We start from the raw sequence: 20,510 nt of genomic DNA, 5'->3' as shown, positions 1-20,510 counted from the left end.
TTAGTCTACAATGCTGATCCGGTCGAGTTGCCAGATGCTACGGGCATAGATGACCTCTTTGCGGAACTCGGTCGAGCTGTCGTAGGGATAGACGATCCAGAGCGGGCCCTTGTCCCGCACCGACATTTCCTCTCCGTTGCGTTCATAGGCCAGGAGCGCGGCGGGCGTGGCCCAGTCGGACGAGGGGATCTCGACGCTGTAGTCGTTGATGGCGGTGGCAAAGATCGCGGTCGCCTCGGGGGCCACTTCGGCCATGAGTTCGGACAGCGGGACGCCGGTGAAGCTCTGGTTGCCCTCGGTCCAGATGGTCGAGGTCTCGAAGCTGGCAGAGGGCAGGGCCTTCAGCTCCTCCAGGTCGAAGCTGGCGAGCTCGGTCCCTTCTGCGTCGAGAATTCTGAGCAGGGGAGCAGAGTCCGCGCGGGCTTCTTCCGCGAGGAAGACCGAAACCATGAGACCTGCCGCCGCAACGAGGCGTGCTGGAGTGGAAATACGGTGCATCTGATTGATTCCTTGAGTACTCATGTTGAAAACTGCCACAGTTTTCGCGCGGAGGGCGAGGGCGCTTTGGCAGGGCACACCTACCCTGTGGGATAGGTCGGGCGCGGTCGCGGGGCCGCCAGCCAGCCCTGCGGACCGGGCAGATGCCGCAATCCGTGGTCAGCGACTGGGCGGTGACGGGGCCGTGACGCGGAAAGTTCGGCCTGACCTGCCGTTAACGTCACCTTGGCGATTGCCCTCGCTTGCGCCTGTGTGGCAAGCCTTGCCGCGCCGAACGGTTTCGCAGGGGCGGTCCCGGACAGGTGCGAATGACACGGCCGGAGCGACGAAGGTGACGCTGGTGCAACTACAGGCGGACCGGAAGCCGGTCAGCAGAGAAGTTTCTCTGGAATATCCATGGGATTAGGTGCACTATCCGAAAGGGTAGGATGCCTGAAATATTGGCAATCCCCTATTTCGACACAATATCGAAGTCAGGTTAACGGTAGCCCCTTTTGTGATTCGAACTGACAGGAACGAAAAGTGATTACGGCCGGCCCCATCAAGGAACAGGACCCGCGCGGCGCAACGTCCGGTGGAATGCATGTGCTGATCGCGGATGACCACGATCTGTTGCGCGACACGCTTGAAGCCTTCCTGAACGCCGAGGGCGGTTTCGTCGCCACGACTGTCGCGTCCTTCGACGCCGCGGTGGAGGAAGTGAACTCCGGCAAGCAGTTCGATCTGGTCCTGCTGGATTACTCCATGCCGGGGATGCAGGGCCTTGATGGCCTGAGGGAGATGATGGAACTGGTCGGTCACAGCCGTGTCGCGATCATTTCGGGCACCGCCAGCCGCGAGATCGCGGAGGAAACCCTGGCCGCCGGTGCGGCGGGCTTCCTGCCCAAGACCCTGTCGGCCAAGTCGCTGATCAACGCGGTGCGTTTCATGGCCATGGGCGAACAGTATGCGCCCCTGGAATTCATGCGCGCGCCCGCGGAAGAGGCCCCGGCCAACCCCCTGGCGGAGCTTCTGTCCCAGAGGGAGCTTCAGGTGCTGGAAGGTCTGACCCAGGGCAAGTCCAACAAGGAAATCGCCCGCGACCTCGATATCCGGGAGCCGACGGTCAAGCTGCACGTCAAGACGCTCTACCGGAAGATCAACGCATCGAACCGGACCCAGGCGGCGATGATCGCCAAGGAAGCCGGGCTGTTCTGAGCCGGTCCTCCTCCCTGCCGTTCTTTTTCCGTCTGGTCCCTGTGGCGCGGCCTGCCTGAGCGATCCGCCCTCGCCGCCCTGCGGGGCAGGCGGCATGCCCCCACTGGTGCCCCCGGGAAAAAGGCGTTAGTTTTCGGCACCTCAAGGGCAGGGAGAGGCGTCATGGACGACGCGGCATTCGACATCGGCGCGCGGCTTCTGGCGATGCGCAAGGCGGCGCAGCTGTCGCAGCGCCAGCTGGCCGAACGGGCGGGCGTGCCCCATGCGCAGATCTCCATCATCGAGAAGAACAAATCCTCTCCCTCTATCGCGACCCTGCGGAAGATCCTGAACGGGCTCGGCATGAGCATGGCCGATTTCTTCGACAGTGAACGCAAGGCGCCCGAGGGGCCGTTCTTCGGGCCCGGGGACCTGCTGGACCTGACGTCGAAACTGCCGGTGACGGGCGCGTCGGGTGTGGTGGGCCGAGTGGCCTTTCGCCAGATCGGCGATGCCCACCGGCACAACCTGCAGATCCTGCACGAGGTCTACGAGCCCGGCTCGGACACCGGGGAAACCATGTTGGAGCATTTCTCCAACGAGGGTGGCTACGTCGTGGAAGGCGAGCTGGAGCTGACGGTGGGGGAGGAGCTGCGCATCCTGCAGCCCGGCGACAGCTACCTGTTCGACAGCCGCATCCCGCATCGGTTCCGCAACCCGGGTGAGGTGCGCTGCGTCGTGATCTCTGCCTGCACACCGCCCTACCTTTGATTTTTCCGCACTGACCCTGCACTGACCCTGCACTGGCGCCGCACCGACAAGGTGACGGATTTACAAGGGGATGGCCCGCGCGGTCATGCCCCTGCCATGCGGCGAGGGAACCCTTCGCTGCCGTCTGCCTGTTCGAGAGTTTGGCGGCGCGGCGGCATGCTCATTCGCGCATGGCGCGCGCGCCTGCATGCTTCGATGCGCGATGTCATGGCTTTGAAAGAGCAAAATTACCGGATCTTCACAGGAGTGAATCAGAACTGTCATGAACGCTGCCTAGCAATCCGGCATCCCGCATTCTTCCAACGGAGTTTCCGATGCAGCGTTCCCTGATTGCAGGTCTGGCCCTCGCCGGCGCCCTGCTGAGCCCGATGGCCGCCCAGGCCCAGACCGAAATCACCTGGTGGCACGCCATGGGTGGCAAGCTGGGCGAAAAGGTCGACGAGATCGCGGCCAACTACAACGCCTCCCAGGACAAGTACCACCTGACCGCGACCTACAAGGGCAGCTACACCGAGACGATGACCTCGGCCATCGCCGCCTTCCGCGCCGGTGAGCAGCCCGACCTGGTGCAGGTCTTCGAGGTCGGCACCGGCACCATGATGGCCGCCAAGGGCGCCGTCTACCCGGTCTATGAACTGATGGCCGACCACGGCAAGAACTTCGACCCCTCCGCCTACCTGGGCGCAGTCGCCGGTTACTACACCGACACCGACGGCAACATGCTGTCGATGCCGTTCAACTCCTCCACCCCGATCCTGTACTACAACAAGGACATCTTCGAAGCCGCCGGCCTGGATCCGGAAGTGGCGCCGAAGACCTGGGCGGACATGGAAGCCTTCTCCAAGCAGATCGTCGACAGCGGCGCGGCCACCTGCGGCTTCACCACCGGCTGGATCTCCTGGGTGCAGCTGGAAAACCTGTCGGCCTGGCACAACCAGCCGATCGGCACGAACGAGAACGGCTTCGGCTCCATCGACAGCAAGCTGACCGTCAACGGCCCGCTGCAGGTCCGTCACTGGGAAAACCTGGCCAAGTGGCAGTCCGAAGGCCTGTTCAAGTACGGCGGCCCCGGCGGCGGCGCAGATGCGGCCCCGGCCTTCTACTCCGGTGAATGCGCCATCTACATGAACTCCTCCGCCTCGCGCGCGGGCGTTCTGGCCAACACCGACTTCGACCTGGGCCTGGGCATGCTGCCCTATTACGCCGACGTCGAAGGCGCGCCGCAGAACTCCATCATCGGGGGCGCCACCCTGTGGACCCTGATGGGCCATTCGGACGCCGAGTACGACGGTGTTGCCGACTTCCTGACCTACCTCTCCTCCGCCGAGGTCCAGGCCGACTGGCACCAGTTCACCGGCTACCTGCCGATCACGACGGCCGCCTACGAGCTGTCGAAGGAACAGGGCTACTACGACGCCAACCCCGGCGCCGACATCGCCATCAAGCAGGTGACCCTGAACGAACCGACCGCCAACTCCAAGGGTCTGCGCTTCGGCAACTACGTCCAGATCCGTGGCGTGATCGACGAAGAGTTCGAAAACCTGCTGTCCGGCAACAAGACCGCGCAGGAAGCCCTGGATGACCTGGTCACCCGCGGCAACGCCCTGATCGCAGAGTTCGTCGAAGCCAACGGCTAAGACCGCCTCACCCCGGCAGGCCCGTGCATCCGCGCGGGCCTGCTTTCCTTTTCCCGACCTCCCCGGGCTCCCGATGCAGACGAAACGTACGACCTTCCGCAGCCCCTGGCTGCCCTATCTGCTGATCGCGCCGCAGCTGGCGATCACGCTGATCTTCTTCATCTGGCCCGCGGGCCAGGCCGTGTGGCAGAGCTTCCTGCAGGAAGATCCCTTCGGCCTTTCCACGAAATTCGTCGGGCTGAAGAACTACATCAAGCTGTTCCACAGTGCCGAATACCTCGCCTCCTTCGAGACGACGGTGATCTTCACGGTCTGCACCGCGGGCCTTTCGATGGGGCTGGCGCTGCTCTTTGCCGTGGCGGTCGACCGGATGATCCGCTCCGCCCAGGTCTACACCACCTTCATGGTCTGGCCCTATGCCGTGGCGCCTGCCATCGCGGGCGTGCTCTGGTGGTTCATGTTCAACCCCTCCGTCGGTGTGCTGACCTATGCGCTGCACCAGATGGGATACGACTGGAACCACCGGCTTTCGGGCACCGACGCGATGATCCTTGTCGTGCTCGCGTCGAGCTGGAAGCAGATCAGCTACAACTTCCTGTTCTTCGTGGCCGGGCTGCAATCCATCCCGCAAAGCCTGCGCGAAGCCGCCGCGATCGACGGGGCAGGGCCGGTGAAGCGCTTCTTCACCGTGGTCTTCCCGCTGCTGTCGCCGACGACCTTCTTCCTGCTCGTGGTGAACATCAACTATACGATGTTCGACACCTTCTCGACCATCGACGCCTCCACCGCGGGTGGTCCGGGGCAGTCCACGACCATCCTCGTCTACAAGGTCTACGAAGATGGCTACAAGGGCCTCAACCTCGGGTCCTCCGCCGCGCAGTCGGTCATCCTGATGGGCATCGTCATGATCCTCACCTTCATCCAGTTCCGCTTCATCGAGCGGCGCGTGCAGTACTGAGGAGCGCCCTATGGTCGAAAACCGCCCCCTGCTGACATTCCTGTCGCATCTCGTGCTGATCCTCGGCGTGGCCTTCGTGGCCCTGCCGGTCTGGATCGCCTTCGTCGCCTCCACCCATGACCAGGCGACCTTCCTGTCCGGCGCCATGCCGATGTGGCCCGGCACCCATTTCTGGGACACCTACAAGACGATCCTCGTCGACGGGGTGGAGGCGTCGGGCGCGCCGCCGCTGACGATGATGATGAAGAACTCGCTGATCATGGCGCTGATCATCACCTTCGGGAAGATCTTCATCTCGATCCTCTCGGCCTTCGCCATCGTCTACTTCCGCTTCCCCTTCCGGGTGCTGGCCTTCTGGATCATCTTCGTGACCCTGATGCTGCCGGTCGAGGTGCGCATCATGCCCACCTTCAAGGTGGTCGCCGACCTCGGCCTGCTGAACAGCTACGCGGGCCTGTCGATCCCGCTGATCGCCTCGGCCACCGCCACCTTCCTCTTCCGCCAGTTCTTCCTGACCATCCCCGAAGAGCTGGTGGAGGCCGCCCGCATCGACGGCGCCGGCCCGATGAAGTTCTTCCGCGACATGGTGCTGCCGCTCAGCCAGACCAATATCGCGGCGCTCTTCGTCATCCTCTTCATCTACGGCTGGAACCAGTACCTCTGGCCGATGCTGATCACCACGGACGAGAAGTTCTACACCGTCGTCATGGGCATCAAGCGGATGTCCGACGTGGCCGACAGCGACCCCCAATGGAACTTCGTCATGGGCTCGGCCATGCTTGCCATGCTGCCGCCCGTGCTCGTCGTCGTCCTCATGCAGAGGCTCTTCGTGAAGGGTCTCGTGGAACAGGAGAAGTAATCATGGCCGGCATCACCCTTTCCGCCGTGAAGAAGATCTACCCCGGCGGCGTCGAAGCCGTGAAGGGCGTGGATCTGGACATCAACGATGGCGAATTCGTCGTGCTCGTCGGGCCTTCGGGCTGTGGCAAGTCCACGCTGCTGCGCATGATCGCCGGGCTGGAAACCATCTCCGAAGGGGAGCTGCACATCGGCGGCCGCCTTGTGAACACCGTCGAACCGGCCGACCGCGACATCGCCATGGTGTTCCAGAACTACGCCCTCTACCCGCATATGTCGGTGCGGCAGAACCTGTCCTACGGGCTGAAGAACCGCAAGATGCCCAAGGCGGAGATCGACGCCCGGATCGAGGAGACGGCGGCGATCCTGCAGATCACCGATTACCTCGACCGCAAGCCGCGCGCGCTCTCGGGCGGGCAGCGGCAGCGTGTCGCCATGGGTCGTGCCATCGTGCGCGATCCGGCCGCCTTCCTCTTCGACGAGCCGCTGTCGAACCTCGACGCCAAGCTGCGCCTGCACATGCGGGGGGAGATCAAGCAGCTGCACAACCGGCTCGGCACCACCTCGGTCTATGTCACCCATGACCAGCTGGAGGCGATGACCCTGGCCGACCGGCTGGTGGTTCTGAACGGCGGGCGGATCGAACAGGTGGGCCGTCCTCTCGACCTCTACCGCGAACCGGCCTCGACCTTCGTGGCGGGGTTCCTGGGCGCGCCCGCGATGAACCTGATGGCGGCAGAGCTGGCCGAAGGGCGCCTGATGATGTCCGGCGCCGCCCTGGCCGAGGGGGTCGCCTCTGCCGCGGGGCGTGTCACCGCCGGCATCCGGCCCGAGGCGATCCGCCTGCAGCCCGCCCCCGGCGCCGGAAATTTCCGGATAGACTATGTGGAGGAGCTTGGCGGCTCCCGCATTGTCCACGGGCATATCGCCGGGCAGAAGGTCATCGCCCAGACCGACCTCGCCACGCAACTGGCGGAAGAGATGTCGGCTGAGCTGCCTCTCGCCGAGCTGCATCTGTTCCATCCGGAGACTGGTCAGCGACTTTCCACTCCGGTCTGACACCTGAAAGGTGTACTTTTAGTATATCTATATCCCGGTGCCGCGGCGGTGCCGGGATTTTTCATTGGTACCAATGTCGGTATCGGTCGCGGAAATCGAATCACCGGTCAACAGACGTGGGCGCATTGTTGGTGGTCAAGCTATTCCAAAGGGTAGAATCCGCTGTTCGCGTCTAAATTGTGGCGACTCGAGATTTTTGCATAGCCGGATTTGCTACCGAAATCGCCTTTCAGGGGCCTGAATCTGACGTTCATGCGCGTCCGAACCCTTCCCACTTGGTTAATCCGTGTTACCGTTTCCTTGACGAAAGTCAGTGTGTGTCAACTTAACTATTTTTGAGTGGGGTGCTCCATGGAGCTGGTGTGTTTAGTGTGTGTAATGGCGTTGCTGTCCCTTTCCGCAATGGGTCAGGCATCTGGTAGCAGAGGGGTCGCACTTGCGACCGTCTCCAGCGGTTTCCGGACTCTTCGCAATGTTAAACGTCGTCGTGAGTGGGACCAGGCGACGGTTCGGACTGATGTGGTTTGCCGCCACGGATCCGACGAAACCACCGAGGCTGCGACCCCTGCACGCCCGGTGCATGCGGCCCGTCCCTCGGGCAGCAGTTCCCAGGAAGAGGCGCCCAACATGCGCCTTCTGGTTGATGGCCTCTGCCTCGACACGCTCCGCTTCCCGGCCCACCTCGGTGACGGCCCGGCAGAGCTTGAAGGGCGTGACTGGCTGAACGTGACCAGCCTGCGTCGTGGCGACGACGGTGCACCGCGCCTGTGCGAGGAACTGCTCGTCGCCCTCGACTGGGCCCGCGATCCGGAGGGGCATGGCAGCCGGGCTTCCGCCCAGAAGCTGACCCTGAACATCCCGACCCGCCACCTGGCGCTGTCCGACTACGATACCTTCACCCGGGAGCTGGAGCTGTTCACCGCCCTGGTGCTGCGCCGCTACGGGGATGTGATTGCCGCCTTCGAGATCGGCAATGAACACTGGGGCGCCATCGGCGCGACCGAATATGCGGCCAAGGCCCGCAAGGCCATCGCCGCGCTTGAAAATGCCATGGATGCCATTGGGTTGGAGGCCGACAACCGGCCCGAGATCATGGTGCAGTTCACCCTGCCGACCCCGCCGAAGGGCCCCCGCGACGCAGACCGTGACGCCGAGGCCGCGGATCGCGCCGCCGACCGTGCCGTGCGTGCCGCCATCGCCGCCCGCATGCAGCAACGCCTGACCGGGACCCGCTTCGTCAACACCAGCTTCGGGGCCGAAGCCCGGCAAGCGGTCGAGGTTTCCGTTCACGAGGGCGAGGGCCGCGTCATCGCCTATGTCCGCTCCCGCCTGGGTGAACCGATGCAGCTGGACATCGACTTTGCCTCGGTCCTGCCGAAGGGCCTGCAAGAGGACCTGTCTGCAGGCCGCCGGGTGATCGCCAGCGCGGTCCGCATCGGTGGCGCCCCCTCGGCCCGCCGGACCCTGCGCCAGGGCAACACCCTGCGTATCGCGGAACCCGCGCCCTGGATGCTGGAAGAGCTGTCGATGGACGGCACCCTGCTTGATACCGAACTGGCCCCCTACGAGGCTGTCGAGGTCACGTTCCTGCTCGGCGGCGAGGGTAGCTCCCAGCTCCGCAAGCCGATGCGGGTGGTGCGCGGCGGCGGAACGGGAAGCGTCGCCCGCGCTCCGCGCTCCTCTGCCGCCACCGTTCGTGGCGATGACCGGCTGATGGGCGCCGCCCAGGCGGATGAGATGATCGGCTGGCTGCGCGACGATGTCTTCATCTTCGGCAAGGCCAGTGAAGAAACCGGCCCGGTGATCCGCGATTTCACCCCCGGGCGCGACGTGATCGACCTGGTGCTGCCGGGCCTGTCGCTGCGCGATATCACCCTGACCGACAGCGCCGAGGGCGTGCTGGTCCAGGCGGGGGAGGGCGCGCGCTTTCTCCTCGACGGATCGCTGCGTGCGGGCGAGATCGACCTGAACCGCGATTTCCGCATTCTCTGACCTGCTCTTCCCTTCCGGTCAGCCCCCTGGCCCCGCGACAGAGGCCCCGCGAAAGGCCCCGCCAAGCGGGGCCTCTTTTCGTTCAGGCTGAACCGAGGCGAAGGGCCGGAGGGCCGCCAACCAGGACCTGGCCGCAGGGCCCCGGTGACAGGATCCCCGGTGACAGGTTCGGTGACAGGTTCGGTGGCGGGCTACTGGGCGCGGAACGGCCCGCGGTAGCGCCACAGGTGCGCGGCCAGTGACAGGGCCCCCAGCCAGCTGACCAGGGTGATCAGCAGGAAGACCCGCGCGTCGAGACTGTCGAGGGGGATCCCGTTCCAGAGCGCGGCCAGCCCGGCGCCAAGCGCGGCGAAGAAGCCGATCCAGCCCAGCACCCGCAACCGCCGCAGCAGCGCCGTGGCCAGGGTGCCCCAGAACAGTGCGGCCGCCAGCATGAACCAGAGGTGCTGCGCCACGCTCAGCGGGATCACGGCCAGGTGCAGCAGGGCGCTGATGTAAAAGCACATGGCGGCCAGGGAATAGCCGTCGCTGATGGAGCCGGCCAGGTCGTCTTTCTTGATCATCTGCTCTCTCCCGTCCGGATCAGGCGAAGGTGACGAACTTCTCGAAGGGCATTTCACGCAGGCGCTGCCCGGTGGCGGCGAAGATCGCATTGGCCAGGGCGGGCGCGGCCGGCGGCACGGGCGGTTCGCCGATCCCGCGCAGCTTGCCGCCGGTTTCCAGGCCGCGCACCTCTATCTGCGGGCACTGGGACATCCGCAGCCCGGCGTGGCTGTCGAAATTCGACTGTTCCGCCATGCCGTCGGCATAGGTGATCTCGCAGTTGATGGCATGGCCCAGGCCCCAGATCACCCCGCCCTGCACCAGGTTTTCGAAGTTCACCGGATCCAGCACGCGGCCCACGTCGGCGGCGACCCAGACCCTGGTGATGCGCAGGCCGTCATCGCTGTCCTCGACCTCCACCACCTCGGCCACGGGGGTGCCGAAGGACAGCACCATGGCGACCCCCAGGCCCCGGCCCGGCGGCAGGGCGCGGCCCCAGCCCGACATTTCGGCCACCGCTTCCAGGCAGGCCCGGGCGGGGGCGTAGCTGCACAGGCGCAGCCGTTCCGCCATGGGATCGGCCCCGGCCTCGTGTATCAGCTCATCCAGGGCGCTTTCGGCAAAGAACCCCGCGTGGGATGCCCCGACCGACCGCCAGGAGCTGACGGGCGCCAAGTCCGGCGCGCGGTGTCCGGCGACGTAGAGCCCGGGCAGATCGTAGGGCATGCCCCAGGCGCCGGCGGCGATCTGGTTGTCCGCCCCGGCCGCCGACAGGCCGATGCGGCTGGCCTGGGAGGCCACGACCGATGGTGCGGCGATGGCCAGGTGCAGCGCCTCGACCCGGCCGCCGGCCACCTTGCCGCGGGCCCGGGCCATGGCGATCTGGCGGGGGAAGTCCTGGGCCATGTCCTCTTCGCGCGAATAGGTCAGCTTGACCGGCGTGCCGCGCAGGGCGCGGCCGATCTGCGCCGCGCGGATGACGTTCTCGAACTCCAGCCGATGCCCGAAGGAGCCGCCGGCATAGCGGTTGTGCAGGTGCACGGCCTCCTTCGGCAGGCCGGTGATGGCGGCCACCTTGCCGGCGGCGAGGCCCGGGAACTGATGCGCCACGTGGATGTCGCAGCGGTCCTCGGTGACATGGATCAGCGCGCCCAGGGGTTCCATCGGGGCGTGGGCCAGGTAGGGCGCGCGGTAGCTGCGCGCCTCGGCGGCGGCGCTGGCGCGGGCGGCGTCGCCATCATCGCGCCAGACCTTCTCGGGCGGCTCGTTCAGGGCATTTTCCAGGGCCGCCCAATGGGCGTCCTGTTCGGGCGGGAAGGGGGGCGGGCCCCAGTCGCAATCCAGCGCGGCCGCCCCCTGGAAGGCGGTCCAGGTGCTGTCGGCGATGACCGCCAGCCCGCCTGTCACCGGCACCACCCGCTGCACGCCCGGGATGGCCAGGGCCGCCGCGTCGTCATGGGACAGGAGCATGCCGCCCGGGCGCGGGTTCAGCTTCACCGTCGCATGCACCATGCCCTCGGCCACCAGGTCGATGCCGTAGTCCAGGGTGCCCGTGCTCTTGGGGATCATGTCCATCCGTGCCACGGGGCGGCCCAGGATGCGCCACTGCGCGGGATCGCGCAGGCTCACCTGCCTGGGGGGCAGCACCTTCGCCGCCTCCCGGGCCAGCGCGGTGTAGCGGATCTCCCGCCCGTCGGGCAGTTTGACCGCGCCGCCCCCGGTGCTCAGCTGGTGGGGTTCCAGCCCGTTGGCTCGCGCGGCGGCCAGTTTCAGCGTTTCCCGCGCCATCGCCCCGGCTTCGCGCAGCTTGTCGTAGCTGTCCATGGTGGAAGTCGACCCGCCCGTCCCCTGGAACCCGATGGCACCGATCAGACGGTCGGCGGCGGCGCGGGCCAGCTCTGCCACCATGCTGTCGTCCTGGGTGGGGAAGGGAACGTTCTCCGCACCGAAGGCACGGTTGCCATAGGCCGGGTCCGGCGCGCCGGCGATCACCTCCAGCGCGGGATCGTCCAGGTCGATGTCCAGCTCCTCCGCGATCAGGGCCGCCTGCATCTGGCGGATGCCCTGGCCCAGGTCGGTATGCGGCGCCACCAGGGTCACGCGGTCCCCGGTGATCCGGATCCACGGGTTGAAGGCGGCCGCACCCTCGGGCAGCGCTTCCTTCAGCGGGTTGGGCCAGTCGCGGCGCAGCCCCCATATGCCGAAGGCGACACCGCCGGTCACGGCGATGGACCCCAGCAGGACGGCGCGACGGGTGATCCGGGTGGCCTGCGACATGGTTCAGCCCTCCAGCTTGGCGGCAGCGGCGTGGACGGCGGCGCGGATGCGCGGATAGGTCCCGCAGCGGCACAGGTTGCCGGACATCGCCTCGTCGATCTGGGCATCGGTGGGGGCGGCAACCTGCGACAGCAGCGCCGCCGCCTGCATGATCTGCCCCGACTGGCAGTACCCGCATTGTGCCACCTGAAGCTCCACCCAGGCCTCCTGCACCGCGTGCAGGGCCTGCGGCGTGCCCAGCCCCTCGATCGTCGTGATGCTGGCGCCCTCCAGGTCCTCGGCCCAGACCTGGCAGGACCGCACGGCCTCACCATCCAGGTGCACCGTGCAGGCGCCGCACAGGGCCGCGCCGCAACCATATTTCGTCCCGGTCAGCCCAAGGGTGTCCCGCAGGACCCAGAGAAGCGGCATTTCCCCTGGAACATCAACGCTTTGCGCCTGGCCATTCAGCGTGAAGGATACTTTCATCGTTCCATCCTCTTGCACCGGCAGCTTCTGAGCCGGAGCTCATTCAGACCGGTGCCCATTCAGACCGCTGCCGGCACATCGCCGGCTGCCAGGCCCCGGGGCAGGGTAACGCGGCCCCCGCCGGGATCCTTTCGAAAATGACCCGCCGATCGCGCCAAACGACCAACCGGTTCCGACAGGCGACAGCGCAGCACTGGTGCGCGAACGGCGCAATCGGCAAGCTGGTCAGACCCTATTACAAACCGTATCCTAAGCGCAGAGAAAGGCAAAATGATGAGCCAGGGCAGAAAGTATCCCGTACGGGCCTCGATCCGTCAGGCCAGCGCGCTGCTGGATGTTTCGGTGTCGCGCGTGCTGTCGCGCTCCGGCCTGTCATGCGACTTCTTCGAAGGGCCGGAACGCTACGTCTCGGCCGGGACCGTCTTTCGCCTCTGGCGCGCGGTGGAGGCAGAGGCCGGCAGCGCCGAAACCCTGATCCTGGCCGCGCAGGAGGCCGCCCGCGGCCCCTTCATGCCCGCCCTTCTGGCCTTTTCCTGCAGCCCGAACATCGCCACGGGCGTCGAACGCCTGTCGCTGCTGAAACCGCTGGTCGGTCCCTTCCGCATGCAGGGGCAGATGGCGGCGGACAGCTTCACCTTCACCTGCGATTCCGCCGATCCCTCCCAGGTTTTGCCGCCCGTCATCGCCGCGGTGGAGGCGGTCTTCCTCCTTGCCTGCGCGCGGTCCTTCTCGGGGCACCGGATCGACCCGCTGGATCTGCGCATGCCCGATCCCTCGCTGGTCACGCCCCGGGTTGCCGGGGTCCTGGGCATGATGCCCCGCAGGGGGCCCCGCCTGACGCTGACCATTTCGAAGGAGGACGCCCTGCGCCCGCTGATATCGGAGGACACGGCCTTCTGGACGATGATCAAGGGGGAGCTGCACAACCGTCTTGCCGCAAACGAGGCGGCAGGCACCCGCGCCACCCTGACGGAGAGACTGGGCCACGTGATCGAGGATCTCCTGCCGGGCGGGCTTGTTTCCGTCGGCGCGGCGGCGGGGCGGCTGGGGCTGTCGGAACGGTCGCTGCAGCGGCGGCTGAAGGCCGAGGACACCTCCTTCCAGGCAGAGCTGGACCGCCATAGGGCGCGGTTGGCGCAGCTCTACCTCGCGCGGGGGGATCTCTCCATCGAGGAGATTTCCTACCTTTTGGCCTTCCGGGATCCGAACTCCTTCTACCGGGCCTTCCAGGCCTGGACGGGGACGACCCCGGCCCGGGCGCGGATAGCCCTGACCGGGCAGGGCGCGCGGGCGGACTGATCGGCCAACTTATCGGGCCAATTTATCCGGCAGGCTCAATCTGCGGATCAAAAAGGCACTGCGACATGGGGGTATCCGTCGGGGGGATCCGTCGAAGGGCGCGGCACTATTGCGCAGCCGGGGGCGGGGCTTTCCGCGGCCTTGGCGCTGGAAACCTTCATCTGTGGATGCCATTTTACGGGGACCGACGCCCCGAAAGGACGGATTTTGCCATGACGACGCAGACCATCGACTGGATCGAAAACTTCGAAGGGCTGAACCAGCTTCCGGAAGATCTGAAGCGGGAACTCGTCGAAGGCAGCAAGATCGTCGAAATGCCGGCCGGCTCGCAGGTCTTCGCGCCGGGGCAATCTGCCGACAACCTGCTGCTGTTGTTGCGCGGCACGGTGCGGGTGCAGCAGAAATCGGAGACCGGGAGGGAGGTTTTCCTCTACCGTGTCCATGCCGGGGACAGCTGCGTTCTGACCACCGCCTGCATGCTCGCCTTCGAAGACTACGCCGCCGATGGCATCGCTGAAAGCGACATCCGCGCCGTGGCGATCCCGCGCCGCACCTTCGATGACCTGGTTGCGCGCTCCGCCGTCTTCCGGTCCTTCGTCTTCAAGGCCTACTCGCGGCGGATGACGGACCTGTTCACCCTGATCGACGATATCGTCTTCCAGCGGATGGACGTGCGCCTGGCCGCGCGCCTGCTGGAACTGGCCGATGCGGAGGGCGTGGTTCATGCCACCCACCAGGTGCTGGCCAATGAACTGGGCACCGCGCGGGAAGTCATCTCCCGCACCCTGGCGGAATTCCAGCGCCGCGGCTGGGTCGAGCTTGCCCGCGGCGAGGTGCGACTCGCCGGTCGCGCCGGGCTCGAACGGCTCGCCCGCTCTGCCGGGACCGCCTGACGAGCGCCGCCGCCCGGGGTCCTGCGGCGGCGATGCCTCGAATTAAAAATTCATTTCAAACAATGTATTGGCGGAATTCACTACGTGTTTTTCGCCTTGTGTGACCTAGTCACGGAAAGATGCCTCCCACCTGTGCCATAAGATGGTCGATCCGATTCACGGACTGCCCTCTAACCCCGATTGGGAGACTACCATGACCCGTTTCTCCGCATCCCTCCCGACGCAGGAGGCACGCACATGATCACCGATTTCACCCCCCTCCAGTCCGCTTTCGGCGGCATGATGGTGGGTCTTGCCGCCGTCCTGCTGATGGCGCTGCATGGCCGTATCTTCGGTGCCACCGGCATTGTCGGCGGGCTGATGCGCTTCGATGACAAGGCCGACTGGGCCCTGCGCGCCGCGCTGCTGATCGGCATGCTGGTCGCGCCGACGCTGATCCTTCTCGTCACCGGCACCGGCCCGGTCATCCAGATCCCGATGTCCCTCCCCGCCATCGTGATCGGCGGCGTGATCGTCGGCATCGGCGTCAGCTTCGGCGGCGGCTGCACCTCCGGCCACGGCATCTGCGGCAACGCCCGCTTCTCGCGGCGGTCCATCACCGCGACGATCTCCTTCATGATCGGCGCCTTCGTGACCGTCTTCGTCATTCGCCACCTGATCGGAGCCTGAGCCATGCGCATCCTGTCCGCCTTCCTCATCGGCCTGCTCTTCGGCGTCGGCATCCTGACCGCCGGCATGGCCAACCCCGCCAAGGTGCTGAACTTCTTCGACATCGCGGGCACCTGGGATCCGTCCCTCGCCTTCGTCATGGGCGGCGCCCTGCTGGTGGCCATCCCCGGTTACCGCCTGGTGCTGGGCAAGCCCAAGCCCCTGTTTGAGGCGAAGTTCCAGCTGCCCAATACCCGGCTGATCGACAAGAAGCTCGTGCTGGGCTCGCTGACCTTCGGCGTCGGCTGGGGCATCGCCGGCTTCTGCCCCGGCGGCGCGCTGCCCGCCCTGGGCACCGGCAAGCCCGAGGTCCTGCTCTTCGGGGCCTCCTTCGTCGCCGGCCTGCTGCTGGTCCGGCTCTACCGTCACCTGATGGCGGGCCGCACCCAGCACGCCTGACCCGAACGCCCTGATCCGACCGATCAGACCAATCCCCGGGGCGCCGCGCCCGCCGCGGCCCCCGATCCTGAAACAAGACCCGACCCAACCCGTGGCGATCCGACGCCACCTCAGTGACCGGAAGAAAGGAGACTTCCATGTCCTACACGACCCACCCCGAGGTGCACCCCGAGGTCACCGCATTCTTCGATGAAGCCACCAACACCATTTCCTACGTGGTGAAGGACCCGAATTCCGACAGCGTCGCCATCGTCGATTCCGTGATGGACATCGACTATGCCGCCGGCAGGATTTCCTACCACGCCGCGGATGAGCTGATCGGCTTCGTCAAGGGCAATGGCTACAAGCTGGAGTGGCTGATCGAAACCCACGTCCACGCCGACCACCTTTCGGCCGCGCCCTACATCCAGTCCAAGCTGGGCGGCAAGCTCGGCATCGGCCGCAACATCACCGTGGTGCAGGACACCTTCGGCAAGATCTTCAACGAAGGGACCGAGTTCCAGCGCGACGGTTCGCAGTTCGATCAGCTGTTCGATGACGGCGATACCTACACGATCGGCGGCATGGAATGCCTGGCGCTGCACACCCCCGGCCACACGCCGGCCTGCATGACCCACGTCATGGGCGACGCGGCCTTCGTCGGTGACACGCTGTTCATGCCCGATGGCGGCTCTGCCCGGGCCGACTTCCCCGGTGGCGACGCCGGCGTGCTCTACGACTCGATCCAGAAGGTCCTGGCGCTGCCCGACGAAACCCGCCTCTTCATGTGCCACGACTACGGCCCCAACGGGCGGGAGATCCAGTGGGAAACCACCGTGGCAGAGGAGAAGGCCCACAACATCCACGTCGGCCAGGGCAAGACGAAAGAGGAATTCGTGAAGTTCCGGACCGAGCGCGATGCGCAGCTCGACATGCCGAAGCTGATCATCCCCTCGCTGCAGGTCAACATGCGTGGCGGTGAACTGCCGCCGAAGGACAAGGACGGCAAGACCTTCCTCAAGGTGCCCGTCAACGGCCTCTGACAGACCCTCGCGGCGCGCCTCACCCCCGGCGCGCCGCGCGCCATCACCGCCGGATGCCTCCGGCGGGAGTATTTTGGGCGGGTTGAAGGGCGGGCCGAAGACCCGGGTCCCGATCCTGCTTCAACCCGCCAAAAATACTCCGGGAAAATACTCGGGAAAACACTTCGGGGGAGTCGGGCCTGCCCGACGGGGGCAGCGCCCCCGACCACCTCAATCGTCTGCCCAGCCCTCAGGAGGAGACACCATGGAAATCCGCAAGATCGACGACAGCCTGTCCGTCAGCCCTCAGCTCACCCTCGAAGACCTCGCCGCCGCCAAGACCGCAGGCTTCAAGTCCGTGATCTGCAACCGTCCCGACGGCGAAGCCGCCGACCAGCCCAGCCAGGAGGAGATGGCGGCGAAGGCGGCAGAGCTCGGCCTCGAATTCCGCTACCTGCCCGTGACCCCCGGCATCGTGACCGAGGAAACGGCAGAGGCCTTCCGCACCGCCCTGACCGAGTTGCACGGGCCCAGCCTGGCCTACTGCCGGACCGGCACGCGCAGCTCGACCCTCTGGGCCCTGGGGCAGGCGAAGGATCGCCCGGTCTCGGAAATCCTCGGGATGGCGAAGGCCGCGGGCTACGATCTGAACGGCGTGGCGCGGCGCATCGCCAACGGGGGCAAGACGCCCACCGACCAGGCCGATGCCAGCTACCAGGTGGTTGTCGTGGGGGGCGGAGCCGCCGGGATCGCCGTGGCGGCCTCCCTCAAGGCGCGCAAGGCGGATCTGGAGATCGCCATCATCGACCCGGCCGACATCCACTACTACCAGCCCGGCTGGACCATGGTGGGCGGCGGCATCTTCACCCCCGCCCAGACCGCCAAGACCATGGGGTCGCTGATCCCGCGCGGGGTCACCTGGATCAAGGCCGCCGTCGCCGCCTTCGAACCCGATGCCAATGCTGTCATCCTCGACGGCTGCCGGGTGGTGAAATACGACCGGCTGGTGGTCTGCCCGGGGCTGAAGCTCGACTGGGCCGCCATTCCGGGGCTGGAGGAAACGCTGGGCCGCAATGGCGTCACCTCCAACTACCGCTACGACCTGGCGCCCTATACCTGGGAGCTGGTCAGCAAGATGAAGAAGGGCACCGCCATCTTCACCCAGCCGCCGATGCCGATCAAATGCGCCGGCGCGCCGCAGAAGGCGATGTACCTCTCGGGCGATCACTGGTTCCGCCAGGGCGTGTTGAAGGATATCGACATCCGCTTCATGAACGCGGGTGGCGTGCTCTTCGGCGTGAAGGACTATGTCCCGGCGCTGGAAAGCTACGTGAAGAAATACGGCGCCGATCTGAACTTCTTCCACCGCCTTTCGGCCATCGACGGTCCGGCGAAGAAAGCCACCTTCACGGTGCAGAAGCCCGATTGCGAGCCGGAGACGGTCACCGTCGATTTCGACATGATCCACGTCGTGCCGCCGCAGACCGCGCCGGATTTCATCCGCGTCTCGCCCCTGGTGGATGCGGCGGGCTGGGTCGATGTCGACCAGACCACGCTGCAGCACAAGAGCTACGCCAACATCTGGTCCCTGGGTGACGTGATGAACGCGCCCAATGCCAAGACGGCGGCGGCGGCCCGGATGCAGGCCCCCGTGGTGGCAGAGAACATGGTGGCCGACATGGCGGGCCATGGGCCCAAGGCCGCATACAACGGCTACGGCTCCTGCCCGCTGACGGTGGAACGCGGCAAGATCGTGCTGGCGGAATTCGGCTATGGCGGGGTGCTCAAACCCTCCTTCCCGAAATTCCTGCTCGACGGCACCAAGCCCACCCGCGCGGCCTGGCTGCTGAAGGAACGCATGCTGCCCCCGATCTACTGGAAGGGCATGCTGCGTGGCCGTGAATGGATGGCCAAGCCCGCGGAAGTGACTGCCCCGGCCTCCTGAGCGAGGCCGGCCAGGCCGGGGACCCCACCCCGGCGCCCGGGATCCGCGTTCCCGATCACGGAACCCGGGCACCCCAACCCTCCGGCCAGCGTCCCGGCCGGATCACCCTGGCAGGCGGGGCCCCCAACCCCGCCTGTCCTTTTCATCGGTGTCCTTTTCGCCCGATGCCACCCGGTCCGGCGCCCGCCGGTCCTGCCGAGGATGAAGACCCATGTTGCAAAGCCTCCGCCAGTACCTCCCCATCCTCGATTGGGGTCGCAGCTATTCCCGCTCCGCCCTGTCCAACGACCTCGTCGCGGCGGTGATCGTCACCATCATGCTGATCCCGCAGTCGCTGGCCTACGCCCTCCTGGCGGGCCTGCCGGCAGAGGCGGGGATCTATGCCTCGATCGTGCCGATCATGCTCTATACCGTCTTCGGCACCTCGCGCGCGCTGGCGGTGGGGCCGGTCGCCGTGGTCTCCCTGCTGACCGCCGCTGCCATCTCCCAGGTGGCCGAACAGGGGACCATGGGCTACGCCACCGCCGCCCTGACGCTGGCCTTCCTGTCGGGGTCCATGCTGGCGCTGATGGGGATCCTGCGGCTGGGCTTTCTGGCGAACTTCCTGTCGCACCCGGTGATTGCGGGCTTCATCACCGCCTCCGGCATCCTGATCGCGGGCTCTCAGCTGCGCCATGTCTTCGGCATCAGCGCCGGGGGGGACACGCTGATCGAACTGGTCCACTCGCTGCTGGCCACCATCGCGCAGACCAATGTCATCACCCTCATCATCGGCGTCGCCGCCACCGCCTTCCTCTTCTGGGTCCGCAAGGGGCTGAAGCCGCTCCTGCGCCGCATGGGCCTCTCGCCCATGGCCGCCGATTTCGCCGCCAAGGCAGGCCCCGTCGCCGCCGTCGTCGTCACCACGGTCGTCACCTGGGGCCTGCACCTGGACCAGCACGGCGTGAAGATCGTCGGCGAAGTGCCCCAGGCCCTGCCGCCCTTCACCCTGCCTGACTTCTCCCCCGCGTTGCTGGCGCAGCTGGCCGTGCCCGCGCTGATGATCTCCATCATCGGGTTTGTCGAATCCATCTCGGTCGCCCAGACGCTCGCCGCCAAGAAGGGCCAGCGCATCGACCCCGATCAGGAGTTGATCGGCCTGGGCGCCGCCAACCTCGGCGCGGCCTTCACCGGCGGCTACCCGGTCACCGGGGGCTTCTCCCGCTCGGTCGTCAACTACGACGCGGGCGCCGAAACGCCCGCCGCCGGCGCCTTCACCGCCGTGGGCCTGGCCATCGCCGCCGCCTTCCTGACGCCGCTGGTGCACTACCTGCCCAAGGCGACGCTGGCCGCCACCATCATCGTCGCCGTCCTCGGCCTCGTCGATTTCAAGATCCTGAAGAAGACCTGGGCCTACTCCCGCGCCGACTTCTGGGCCGTGGCCGCCACCATCCTGGTGACCCTGGGCTTCGGCGTTGAATCCGGCGTGTCCGCCGGGGTCATCCTGTCGATCCTGCTGCACCTGCTCAAAACCTCCCGCCCGCATGTGGCAGAGGTGGGCCTTGTTCCCGGCACCCACCACTTCCGCAACGTGAAGCGCCACCAGGTCGCCACCGATCCGGCCGTTCTCAGCCTGCGGGTCGACGAAAGCCTCTACTTCGTCAACGCCCGCTTCCTGGAAGACTGCGTGCTGGATCGCATCGCGGATGGCAGCCCGGTGAAGAACGTCGTCCTGCTCTGCTCCGCCGTGAACGAGATCGACTACTCCGCCCTCGAAAGCCTCGAAGCGTTGAACGACCTGCTGAAGGGGCGGGGCATCGGCCTGCACCTGACAGAGGTGAAGGGCCCCGTCATGGACCGCCTGAAGACCACCCACTTCCTCGAGGCGCTGAACGGCAAGGTCTATCTCTCCCACTACGAGGCCTGGTGTGAACTGGCCACGCCCGGCACGCCCGACGGGGTCAGCGCCGCCGCGGCGGAGTGACCTTGCCGTCGCATCGCGCCGCCTCGCGCGCTGTTCCGGCACGTTACCGATTGAATGGTTGAAAA

Annotated in this window: 18 protein-coding genes; 14 read left to right on the top strand and 4 right to left on the bottom strand. The window is 66.4% G+C overall.

Annotation, left to right across the window (positions count from 1 at the left end):
- Positions 1 to 498 (bottom strand): putative pterin-binding protein, encoded by a 498-nt coding sequence (locus AC2IR1_RS18735; RefSeq protein ID WP_486473491.1) that lies wholly within the window; start codon positions 496 to 498, stop codon positions 1 to 3.
- Between the two features lie 579 nt (positions 499 to 1,077).
- On the opposite strand from AC2IR1_RS18735, the gene AC2IR1_RS18730 reads away from it, so the two are divergent.
- The 7 genes from AC2IR1_RS18730 (at position 1,078) to AC2IR1_RS18700 (ending at position 8,949) form a co-directional block, all read left to right on the top strand.
- Complete coding sequence (locus tag AC2IR1_RS18730) at positions 1,078 to 1,695, top strand: response regulator (protein ID WP_486476436.1); 618 nt, start codon at positions 1,078 to 1,080, stop codon at positions 1,693 to 1,695.
- A gap of 162 nt (positions 1,696 to 1,857) precedes the next feature.
- On the top strand, positions 1,858 to 2,445 hold the full coding sequence (locus AC2IR1_RS18725) for a cupin domain-containing protein (protein ID WP_486473490.1): 588 nt from the start codon (positions 1,858 to 1,860) through the stop codon (positions 2,443 to 2,445).
- Between the two features lie 314 nt (positions 2,446 to 2,759).
- Positions 2,760 to 4,082: a sn-glycerol-3-phosphate ABC transporter substrate-binding protein UgpB gene (ugpB, locus tag AC2IR1_RS18720; protein ID WP_486473489.1), complete on the top strand. Its 1,323-nt coding sequence runs from the start codon at positions 2,760 to 2,762 to the stop codon at positions 4,080 to 4,082.
- Between the two features lie 73 nt (positions 4,083 to 4,155).
- Positions 4,156 to 5,040 (top strand): sn-glycerol-3-phosphate ABC transporter permease UgpA, encoded by an 885-nt coding sequence (gene ugpA, locus AC2IR1_RS18715; protein ID WP_486473488.1) that lies wholly within the window; start codon positions 4,156 to 4,158, stop codon positions 5,038 to 5,040.
- 10 nt (positions 5,041 to 5,050) lie between these two features.
- Complete coding sequence (gene ugpE / locus AC2IR1_RS18710) at positions 5,051 to 5,899, top strand: sn-glycerol-3-phosphate ABC transporter permease UgpE (protein WP_486473487.1); 849 nt, start codon at positions 5,051 to 5,053, stop codon at positions 5,897 to 5,899.
- Between the two features lie 2 nt (positions 5,900 to 5,901).
- Positions 5,902 to 6,957, top strand: a complete 1,056-nt coding sequence (gene ugpC, locus AC2IR1_RS18705; RefSeq protein ID WP_486473486.1) for a sn-glycerol-3-phosphate ABC transporter ATP-binding protein UgpC — start codon at positions 5,902 to 5,904, stop codon at positions 6,955 to 6,957.
- Between the two features lie 627 nt (positions 6,958 to 7,584).
- Positions 7,585 to 8,949: a hypothetical protein gene (locus AC2IR1_RS18700; RefSeq protein WP_486473485.1), complete on the top strand. Its 1,365-nt coding sequence runs from the start codon at positions 7,585 to 7,587 to the stop codon at positions 8,947 to 8,949.
- Between the two features lie 191 nt (positions 8,950 to 9,140).
- Here the strand turns inward: AC2IR1_RS18700 and AC2IR1_RS18695 are convergent, their stop codons facing one another.
- From AC2IR1_RS18695 to AC2IR1_RS18685, 3 genes are read right to left on the bottom strand one after another with little or no spacing between them, the layout of a single operon-like run.
- Positions 9,141 to 9,512 carry a hypothetical protein gene (locus AC2IR1_RS18695; protein ID WP_486473484.1) on the bottom strand — a complete coding sequence of 124 codons (372 nt, stop codon included), beginning with the start codon at positions 9,510 to 9,512 and terminating at the stop codon, positions 9,141 to 9,143.
- Between the two features lie 19 nt (positions 9,513 to 9,531).
- Positions 9,532 to 11,769 (bottom strand): xanthine dehydrogenase family protein molybdopterin-binding subunit, encoded by a 2,238-nt coding sequence (locus AC2IR1_RS18690; protein WP_486473483.1) that lies wholly within the window; start codon positions 11,767 to 11,769, stop codon positions 9,532 to 9,534.
- Positions 11,770 to 11,772: 3 nt separating this feature from the next.
- Positions 11,773 to 12,237 (bottom strand): (2Fe-2S)-binding protein, encoded by a 465-nt coding sequence (locus tag AC2IR1_RS18685; protein WP_486473482.1) that lies wholly within the window; start codon positions 12,235 to 12,237, stop codon positions 11,773 to 11,775.
- Positions 12,238 to 12,510: 273 nt separating this feature from the next.
- On the opposite strand from AC2IR1_RS18685, the gene AC2IR1_RS18680 reads away from it, so the two are divergent.
- The 7 genes from AC2IR1_RS18680 (at position 12,511) to AC2IR1_RS18650 (ending at position 20,445) form a co-directional block, all read left to right on the top strand.
- A complete protein-coding gene (locus AC2IR1_RS18680) occupies positions 12,511 to 13,536 on the top strand; it encodes a helix-turn-helix transcriptional regulator (protein ID WP_486473481.1) in 1,026 nt (341 codons plus the stop codon).
- Between the two features lie 212 nt (positions 13,537 to 13,748).
- On the top strand, positions 13,749 to 14,429 hold the full coding sequence (locus AC2IR1_RS18675; RefSeq protein WP_486473480.1) for a Crp/Fnr family transcriptional regulator: 681 nt from the start codon (positions 13,749 to 13,751) through the stop codon (positions 14,427 to 14,429).
- Positions 14,430 to 14,666: 237 nt separating this feature from the next.
- Positions 14,667 to 15,098 carry a YeeE/YedE family protein gene (locus AC2IR1_RS18670; protein WP_486473479.1) on the top strand — a complete coding sequence of 144 codons (432 nt, stop codon included), beginning with the start codon at positions 14,667 to 14,669 and terminating at the stop codon, positions 15,096 to 15,098.
- 3 nt (positions 15,099 to 15,101) lie between these two features.
- Positions 15,102 to 15,536, top strand: a complete 435-nt coding sequence (locus AC2IR1_RS18665; RefSeq protein WP_486473478.1) for a DUF6691 family protein — start codon at positions 15,102 to 15,104, stop codon at positions 15,534 to 15,536.
- A 137-nt stretch (positions 15,537 to 15,673) separates the two neighbouring features.
- Complete coding sequence (locus AC2IR1_RS18660) at positions 15,674 to 16,558, top strand: MBL fold metallo-hydrolase (protein WP_486473477.1); 885 nt, start codon at positions 15,674 to 15,676, stop codon at positions 16,556 to 16,558.
- A 244-nt stretch (positions 16,559 to 16,802) separates the two neighbouring features.
- Positions 16,803 to 18,482: a bifunctional protein tyrosine phosphatase family protein/NAD(P)/FAD-dependent oxidoreductase gene (locus AC2IR1_RS18655; RefSeq protein ID WP_486473476.1), complete on the top strand. Its 1,680-nt coding sequence runs from the start codon at positions 16,803 to 16,805 to the stop codon at positions 18,480 to 18,482.
- Positions 18,483 to 18,693: 211 nt separating this feature from the next.
- Positions 18,694 to 20,445 (top strand): SulP family inorganic anion transporter, encoded by a 1,752-nt coding sequence (locus tag AC2IR1_RS18650; RefSeq protein WP_486473475.1) that lies wholly within the window; start codon positions 18,694 to 18,696, stop codon positions 20,443 to 20,445.
- The last annotated feature ends 65 nt before the right edge of the window (positions 20,446 to 20,510 follow it).

The organism is Pseudooceanicola sp. NS-SX8, assembly GCF_057380755.1.
This window is presented reverse-complemented; position numbering and strand designations above follow the sequence as displayed.

Coding starts and splice junctions, on each gene's coding strand:
- AC2IR1_RS18670 (WP_486473479.1), top strand. CDS start 14,667: ATGATCACCGATTTCACCCCCCTCCAGTCCGCTTTCGGCGGCATGATG.
- ugpC (WP_486473486.1), top strand. CDS start 5,902: ATGGCCGGCATCACCCTTTCCGCCGTGAAGAAGATCTACCCCGGCGGC.
- AC2IR1_RS18650 (WP_486473475.1), top strand. CDS start 18,694: ATGTTGCAAAGCCTCCGCCAGTACCTCCCCATCCTCGATTGGGGTCGC.
- ugpB (WP_486473489.1), top strand. CDS start 2,760: ATGCAGCGTTCCCTGATTGCAGGTCTGGCCCTCGCCGGCGCCCTGCTG.
- AC2IR1_RS18700 (WP_486473485.1), top strand. CDS start 7,585: ATGCGCCTTCTGGTTGATGGCCTCTGCCTCGACACGCTCCGCTTCCCG.
- AC2IR1_RS18655 (WP_486473476.1), top strand. CDS start 16,803: ATGGAAATCCGCAAGATCGACGACAGCCTGTCCGTCAGCCCTCAGCTC.
- AC2IR1_RS18735 (WP_486473491.1), bottom strand. CDS start 498: ATGCACCGTATTTCCACTCCAGCACGCCTCGTTGCGGCGGCAGGTCTC.
- AC2IR1_RS18660 (WP_486473477.1), top strand. CDS start 15,674: ATGTCCTACACGACCCACCCCGAGGTGCACCCCGAGGTCACCGCATTC.
- ugpE (WP_486473487.1), top strand. CDS start 5,051: ATGGTCGAAAACCGCCCCCTGCTGACATTCCTGTCGCATCTCGTGCTG.
- AC2IR1_RS18675 (WP_486473480.1), top strand. CDS start 13,749: ATGACGACGCAGACCATCGACTGGATCGAAAACTTCGAAGGGCTGAAC.
- ugpA (WP_486473488.1), top strand. CDS start 4,156: ATGCAGACGAAACGTACGACCTTCCGCAGCCCCTGGCTGCCCTATCTG.
- AC2IR1_RS18680 (WP_486473481.1), top strand. CDS start 12,511: ATGAGCCAGGGCAGAAAGTATCCCGTACGGGCCTCGATCCGTCAGGCC.
- AC2IR1_RS18725 (WP_486473490.1), top strand. CDS start 1,858: ATGGACGACGCGGCATTCGACATCGGCGCGCGGCTTCTGGCGATGCGC.
- AC2IR1_RS18685 (WP_486473482.1), bottom strand. CDS start 12,237: ATGAAAGTATCCTTCACGCTGAATGGCCAGGCGCAAAGCGTTGATGTT.
- AC2IR1_RS18730 (WP_486476436.1), top strand. CDS start 1,078: ATGCATGTGCTGATCGCGGATGACCACGATCTGTTGCGCGACACGCTT.
- AC2IR1_RS18695 (WP_486473484.1), bottom strand. CDS start 9,512: ATGATCAAGAAAGACGACCTGGCCGGCTCCATCAGCGACGGCTATTCC.
- AC2IR1_RS18690 (WP_486473483.1), bottom strand. CDS start 11,769: ATGTCGCAGGCCACCCGGATCACCCGTCGCGCCGTCCTGCTGGGGTCC.
- AC2IR1_RS18665 (WP_486473478.1), top strand. CDS start 15,102: ATGCGCATCCTGTCCGCCTTCCTCATCGGCCTGCTCTTCGGCGTCGGC.